Origin of the sequence: Rhodococcus sp. YH1 (genome assembly GCF_009939605.1) — a bacterium.
Taxonomy (GTDB): Bacteria; Actinomycetota; Actinomycetes; order Mycobacteriales; family Mycobacteriaceae; genus Rhodococcus; species Rhodococcus aetherivorans.
The window spans coordinates 1-6,735 of the sequence record NZ_WVTE01000125.1 but is presented as its reverse complement, the minus strand read 5'-3'; the positions used below and the strand labels follow the sequence as shown (position 1 = coordinate 6,735).

The window sequence follows — 6,735 nt, the reverse complement described above, 5'->3', positions numbered from 1 at the left end:
CTCGGACCGGACTTTCCCTGCACGGGCGTCAGCAACGCTGCGGCCATTATGCATGTCGGCGGCCGGCTCGCATCGCAGGGTCGGCCACCGGTGCGCGGGTCCGAGTCCGGCGCTGACCCGCAACGGTAGGCCGTCCATCCGACGGTGAGCCCGATCGCCTGCACGGGGGTGCGCGACTCCGGTATTTCGTCGTGGTCTACGAGATGGAGTCCAGCAGGGTAGCCGGTGCCCGCTGTCCGGGGTCGCTGCCGTGCCGGAGTCTGCCTCGTGCCACCTGAGCAGAGCACGAGGTCCCATGCCCGTCGACTTCCGCCGTCCCGTGCGAGACGCCGCCGCGGTTCTCGCCGCCCTGACCGTCGCCACCGCGGCCCTGTCGGGTTGCTCGCGGGGCGCAGACACCGGCGCCACCCCGCCGGCCGCGGCCTTCGGCGAACCGGTGACGATCACCAACTGCGGACGCACCGCGACCTACGACGCGCCCCCGCAGCGGATCGTGTCGATGAACGACCACGTCACCGAAACCCTGATCCAGATGGGCGTGGGGGATCGCATCGTCGGTATGGGCTACGGCGAGAAGGACGACCCGCTGCCCGAGACGGCCGAGCAGTTCCGGGCGATTCCGTCGCTGGCTGCCGAGTACCCCACGTACGAGCAGATCCGCGACCTCGACCCGGATCTGGTCGTCGGCGGGATGCGCAGCGCATTCGACGACAAGACCGGACGCGGGCGGGACGCACTCGAGCAGGCGGGTATCCGCACGTTCCTGTTCTCCGAGTACTGCGGTGCCGGCTTCTCCGATATCGCGTTGCTGGAGAACGACTTCGCCCAACTCGGCGCCCTCCTCGGTACCGAGGAACAGGCCGCGGCCCTGACCGAATCGATTACCGCGGAACTCGACGCGGTACGCGCCCGCCTGGAGCAGGCCGCCGTCGCGCCGGTGCGCACCTTCTTCTACGACTCGGGCGAAGCCGAGCCGCTCTCGGTCGGCGGCGTGGGCATCGGCAACCTCATCGCCGAATACGCCGGCGCCGACAACATCACCGCCGAAGGCCCGAAACCGTACTTCACCACCGGCTGGGAGGTCGTCGGCGAGCGCGCACCCGAGGCGATCGTCGTACTCGACTACGGCGCGACCAGCGCGGAGGACAAGATCGCCTATCTGAAGAACCAGCCGATCGTGGCCACCATGCCCGCCGTGCGCAACGATCGTTTCGTCGTCGTGCCGCTCGACGACTTCTTCGAGAGCTCGCGCATGGTCGACTCGGTCGCGACGATCGCCCGCGGACTGCACCCGGCCGCGTTCACGGATCCGGAATGACCCCCGCCGGTACCCTGGCCGACGCATCGGCGCCGCACGCCGGCGCCGCGGCGCCGGCCGCGCGGGGACGGGACGGGGGCGCGGCGCGTCGTTCGCTGTGGCTGATCCTGCCGCCGCTGCTCGCCGCACTCGTGCTGGCGCTGGCGGGCGCCGTGTCGCTGGGCACGGTGAACATCCCCTTCGGCGACGTGTGGGCGATCGTCGCGCACCGCCTCGCACCGGGGGCCTTCACGCCGTGGTGGACCGCGGCGCGGGAAGCGATCGTCGTCGAATCACGCCTGCCCCGGGCGTTGACGGCCGCCGTCGTCGGTGCCGCGCTCGCGATCGCCGGGGTGGTGGCGCAGGCGGTGACCCGCAACCCGCTGGCCGACCCCTACCTGTTGGGCGTGTCCTCCGGTGCCGGGTTCGGGGTGGTGCTGGTGACGGTCCTGGGTGTCGGCAGCGGCGCACTCGGAGCGTTCACCCTGCCGTTCGCGGCCTTCCTCGGAGCCCTGTTTCCGCTCGCCGGCGCGATCGCGGTGAGTCTGCGCGCCCATGCCGTCACCGCGATCGTCCTCGTCGGCGTGGCGATGTCGATGGTGTTCTCCGCGGCGACCACCTTCACCCTGCTGGTCCTGGGTGACGACCGTCAGATCGGTACGGTGATGCGTTGGCTGGCAGGAGGATTCGGGGATGCGACGTGGTCGATGCTCGCCGCGCCGGCGCTGGTCCTGCTCACCGTCGGCGGCGGCGTCCTGCTGTGCGGCCGGCAGCTGAACCTGCTGCTCGTCGGCGACGACAGGGCGACCGCCCTGGGAATGGACGTGCGGCGGTTCCGCATCCTGATCCTGCTGGCGGTCTCTCTGCTCACCGCCGCGGCGGTGGCCGTCTCGGGGACCGTCGGATTCATCGGACTGCTGATCCCGCACATCGCCGGCCATCTCGTCGGCCGCAACACCGTCCGGCTGATACCCGTGGCGGCGGTGGCCGGGGCGCTCGCGCTACACGATGAGCGGCTACAAATACCACGCGACCATGAACTGGAGCACCGGAAGTTTCACGTATGGGTTCGGAGCTCCCTGATCGCCACGCCGCTCCGGATGTCGGCGCATGTTCATTCCACGGAGAACAAGGTCCCCAGAGTCACCATCACCGTATCGGAGATCATGAGCGGAATTCTGCATTCATCGGCGTTCGGGTTCGCCGGGCATCCCTTCGCCACGAATTCGTCGTGCTGCGTGTACACATGCTGGAGCATTTCGCTCAAGCTCTCGTGATATGACGCATCCACGCTTCGCATCGCGGATCGCTCGAAGAACTCGATATACGCGCGCCGCTCATACATACACGCGACCGGATCCACATCCTCGCGACATGATGTCGAAGTCATTTGCTCGAACTGCTCCGCCATCGACGCCGCTTGACGTGTGGTTCGAGGGGCAGGCGGAGCCGTCGTCGCGCGCGCCGCGGAGGTGGAAACAGTCGTCGACTTGGGAAGGGCTGCCGCGCGATCCGGAGCAGGGTCACCACCGGTCGACGATCCGCATGCTCCGAGCACGGCCACAGCCACCGAGGCGACAACCGCGATGGGAATCCTCATCGACGAAGTGTCCCACTATCGCCAACGCTCTAGGCGCAGATCGAAGCGAAAACTACTGCAACGACCAGCGTTTCCGATCCTTTCGAGCCGACACCGGACTGATCCCGTCAAATCCGATGGCAATGCGACGCCGAAGATACTGCAACTACCAGCTCATGGCCCGGCATTCACCCGATCTTGGTCCACGTTCCGCAACCATTGGACTTGAAAGCCACGTCCGACGAACTGATGGTCACCACCGACGCCCCTGACACATTATCGTTGGTGATGATGTCGTCGAACTCTCCTGAAGTACCAGAAAGTCGCTCCCATTACCAGTACGATCCGCCGGCGGTTCGATACGTCCCGGGGTTGATGTCGCGTCCGACGAGGTGCATGCCGTTGCCGAATGTGGATTTGGCTGCATCGGCTTCCCTCGGCAGCAACGCTGCCTTGCGCTTGTCGAGTTCCGCCGAACGTGAGCCTGCCGCCGCGTGCGCGTTGTCGGCGGCGCGCTGCGCGGTTGAGGCGGCCGCCGCCTGCTTTTTCGCGTCGTCGAGGGCTGCGGCGGCCTCCGCCTGTTCGGCCGCGAGTTGGGCGCGCTGATCGGAGACCGCCGCAGCGACGGAGGTGTCAATCATCGCCTGGTTCTCCTCGTCGGAGGGCGTACCGGCGACACCGATCCCCACGCCCACGGCGAGGACGGCGACGATGCCGAGGATCCACGGCCAGCGCCGCGGCTTCCTAACCGGCCCGGGCTCTGACTCTGGCTCCGGTGCATACGGCGCGGCGGGCACAGACATGTTCTCGGTCATCGACAACGTCCTTGAGGGTGTGGCGGACCACCCCGACGCGGCACCGCAGTTGACCGGTGGAATACGACGGCTCAAGATCGTCTGGTCCGATGACTATGACGCCTTCCTCAGGAACCGTGCGGAACGCGTGAGCGCGGAACTGTCGAAGAGAATCATCGATCGGCCAGTTGATCGAGACGGGCAGCTCCCCCGCGAGGACGACCTGGACGAGGGCTCGCCGGAACGCATCATCTAATGGGACTCGGCCGACCCGTCGATCTTGGACGGGCAACCTGACCCGACGGGTTTGCGACGCACCCTGACGCAAGGCGCAGCGGCACTGCCGCGAGGACGACCGCCCTCGCGGCTCCTCAACCGAGTCGATCGCTCAACTCCCGGTAGTCGGCACTGCCGGCCGATTGAGTTCCCCAGGTTGGCAAGGCCATTGATGGCGCCGCCCGATCGGTGGCTGACTATAGTCGCCACCGGTCGGGCGGCGTGTCATGGCCGACCGTGCACCGGGGTTCGTAACCCAGACCACGGGTCAACCACGGGTCATCCGACCGAGCCGGCGCCGGCGCGCGTTCCCGGGAGCGACAAGACCCGGGCATAGACTTCGAGATCCGCCGAGCTGCTCACTCGACGCATTCGTCACGCCATCCCGCAAGCGGTGAGCCCTTTACCGGCGTCGATGGCCACAACCGACTCGTCAAGACGATCGAGCGGACAGCATGCGGATTCCGGATGCCGGGTGAAAACCCCTCGCCGGATCCACTTTCACTGCACCCAGACCTGTTGTATTCAGGTCCCGATCAAATGACAGATTCCACACTGCTGGGCAATCGGCGCTCAGCCGACCGAGCGGAATCGCCCATAGCTCAACTCGAGCAACCGTCGGTCTGGTCGCTCCTCGCGAGACGTCGGGAGCACCATGAGCCGTTCGCCGTGCCGTTCCTTGAGACCGTGTTCGAGCATCGGCCCGTCAACTTCCTCGAGTAGATCTTGTCGGATCTCCACTACAAAATCCGGCGTGATTCCGAGGATCCGCGCATCGTAGGCCGCGTGATGGATCTTGCACAGTGCGAGCCCGTTGCTGACAGACGCAATTCCTTCCTCGTGGGAGTCGGGCACGATATGCGCCGCATCAAGCAGCTCACCGTGACCCAGAGCGCACACCGCACAATGGGTTTCGTATGCCCGCATGACCGTCGCCCGAAAGACCGGTTGGTGCAGGCGCCGTTTGGTCTCTGCCAGCACGTACCGTCGGAGCTGCGCCTCAGCCTGTGAATCGACATGGTGTAAGTCCCGGGCAAACTCGGTGGCAACAACGAATTGGTGCAGCGCAGGTTCTTCCGCCACCAGGTAGACCGGAAAGACTGGTTGAAACAGACCCGGCCCGACGCCGAAGAACCAAATCAACGGAGCCTGTTGATCCATGGCGGCTCGCAGACCACGATTATCCATGTGGTCTGGATTCTCGCCCGTCCATTTGTAGCGGAGAAGTCCGTCCGGTCCCACCGCATCCTCGTAAGGGCGCTTCTCCCCATTTCGACGAAATACCGTGCTGATCGACAGGGCAGACGCCAGCTGGCGCGGCTTGCGGATGCCGCGCTGCGGGTCCATCAGCCGGAACATGGATCCGTCGATCTCGAAGTCGAGCAATTCCGCCTTCGAGATCGGGTAGAGGCCGTCGTGGGTTCGGACAGCCAGGAACCTCATCGCCTCGCGTCGGAGCCGGGTATCGAAGTCTTCGACGCCATCACGAATTGTCGCTGCGTCTGTCACTGTCCTCCTTCATGCACACGAATTGATCAAACACGTTCCGTGCCCGCTCCGGTTCGAGGAGACTCAGCAGGGGTTGGGTTCACCGATCTTGACCACCGAAAGCACCGCATCCCCTTCACCGACCGGCTCACCCACGCTCGGGGTCTGCCCGACCACGATCCAGTTCGAATCCAGCACCTGATTTCGACCCCGGCCGGTGGCGTCGACGCTGCGCGAATAGAACACACCGAGCTCCTGAATCAGGTTCTGTGCGTCCTGGAGATTCATGCAGACGACCGGCGGCATGGGCACAGTCGTCACGACCGGCTGTGCCGCTACGGTGCTGGTGGCAGCGGCAATCGGGGCCGGAGGAATGGTCGATGTAGGCGCAAGCGTGGAGGTCGTCGACGACGGCAAGACCGGTCGAGTAGTGGAGGACGTGGCGGGCTTCGCCGAAGTCGACGTGACAGTGGGGGCGGCCGACGGCTCCGACTCCGCCTCGGCTCCACATCCGGACAGCAGTGTCACGGCGCTGGCGGTCGCCAGGAGCACCCCGACGTTCCGCAAGTGCCTCTCGGCACCCACCCGAGCTGTCCTACGCAGACGCGAAGCGGTACTCAGCATGCAGTGTCTCCTTCAAAGGGCTGGTCGGTAGACGCGGTGACTACCGCGCTTCCCCCAAGGAATAGAAAGTTCTTTGGACACAAGGGAATCGGTCACGCACTTGCCTTCGTTACAGGCCCTGCGCAGGACTCTCCGATTCCTGGTCTCAAGTCCACACCCCACGCTGCGCCAGCACCCACCGCACCGGATCGAGGCATCGGAAGGGGGAGATCCCGCTGTGGTGCAGTCGGTCCCCGACCGGTGACTCTCCGAGCGCCGACACGGCGAAGAACCGGCTGTGCAGTGAGGCACCGGTGTGCGGCTGGTCGACGGCCATCACCATCGAGCGGGCTTCGAGTTTGTCGAGGAGGCTGCGGACTTCCTCATGCAGCAGTCTGCCATCGGATTCGTTGTAGGGCGCGTACTGCAGGCTCGGGTCACGGGAGAACGCGGCGCCGCGCTGTGACATGATCTCGCTCCAGTCGCTGCCGTCGACATGCTCGAGGGCCTGCAGGGCGTCGAACTTGGAGAGGACGATCGCAAGATTCGGTGTGCTGTCGCCGATGATGGACAACACGGTCCGCAGCACCGAGCGGGGGTCGCCGCCGACGCGTTCCTGAGCCGGGACCAGGTCGTGGAGCTGCTGCCGGACGGATTCGACCTTGAGCGGATCGAACATGAACACGACGCCGTCGGCC

The 6,735-nt window shown here is 65.9% G+C and carries 7 protein-coding genes and 1 pseudogene; 4 read left to right on the top strand and 4 right to left on the bottom strand.

Annotated elements, in window-relative coordinates:
• Positions 1 to 295: 295 nt before the first annotated feature.
• Positions 296 to 1,318, top strand: coding sequence for an ABC transporter substrate-binding protein (locus AIIKEEIJ_RS11555; RefSeq protein ID WP_161995699.1), 1,023 nt, complete (start codon positions 296 to 298; stop codon positions 1,316 to 1,318).
• Positions 1,315 to 2,574: an iron chelate uptake ABC transporter family permease subunit gene (locus AIIKEEIJ_RS11550; RefSeq protein ID WP_238406311.1), complete on the top strand. Its 1,260-nt coding sequence runs from the start codon at positions 1,315 to 1,317 to the stop codon at positions 2,572 to 2,574. The genes AIIKEEIJ_RS11555 and AIIKEEIJ_RS11550 overlap by 4 nt, the downstream gene beginning before the upstream one ends.
• A gap of 634 nt (positions 2,575 to 3,208) precedes the next feature.
• Here the strand turns inward: AIIKEEIJ_RS11550 and AIIKEEIJ_RS11540 are convergent.
• Positions 3,209 to 3,691: a hypothetical protein gene (locus AIIKEEIJ_RS11540; protein WP_161995698.1), complete on the bottom strand. Its 483-nt coding sequence runs from the start codon at positions 3,689 to 3,691 to the stop codon at positions 3,209 to 3,211.
• Between AIIKEEIJ_RS11540 and AIIKEEIJ_RS11535 the strand changes: the two genes are divergently transcribed.
• Entirely contained in the window at positions 3,678 to 3,926 is a 249-nt protein-coding gene (locus AIIKEEIJ_RS11535) for a hypothetical protein (RefSeq protein ID WP_152103794.1), read from the top strand. The genes AIIKEEIJ_RS11540 and AIIKEEIJ_RS11535 overlap by 14 nt on opposite strands.
• A 593-nt stretch (positions 3,927 to 4,519) precedes the next feature.
• On the opposite strand, the gene AIIKEEIJ_RS11530 is transcribed toward AIIKEEIJ_RS11535, so the two are convergent.
• A complete protein-coding gene (locus AIIKEEIJ_RS11530; protein ID WP_235194071.1) occupies positions 4,520 to 5,455 on the bottom strand; it encodes an HNH endonuclease in 936 nt (311 codons plus the stop codon).
• 63 nt (positions 5,456 to 5,518) lie between these two features.
• Positions 5,519 to 5,722 (bottom strand): calcium-binding protein, encoded by a 204-nt coding sequence (locus AIIKEEIJ_RS32570; protein ID WP_235194070.1) that lies wholly within the window; start codon positions 5,720 to 5,722, stop codon positions 5,519 to 5,521.
• Here AIIKEEIJ_RS32570 and AIIKEEIJ_RS32565 point away from each other — a divergent pair.
• Positions 5,721 to 6,089 carry a hypothetical protein gene (locus AIIKEEIJ_RS32565; RefSeq protein WP_174824741.1) on the top strand — a complete coding sequence of 123 codons (369 nt, stop codon included), beginning with the start codon at positions 5,721 to 5,723 and terminating at the stop codon, positions 6,087 to 6,089. The two genes, AIIKEEIJ_RS32570 and AIIKEEIJ_RS32565, sit on opposite strands and share 2 nt — an antisense overlap.
• 114 nt (positions 6,090 to 6,203) lie before the next feature.
• Here AIIKEEIJ_RS32565 and AIIKEEIJ_RS11520 read toward each other — a convergent pair.
• Positions 6,204 to 6,735 (bottom strand): annotated as a pseudogene (locus AIIKEEIJ_RS11520) (hypothetical protein); the annotation flags it as partial.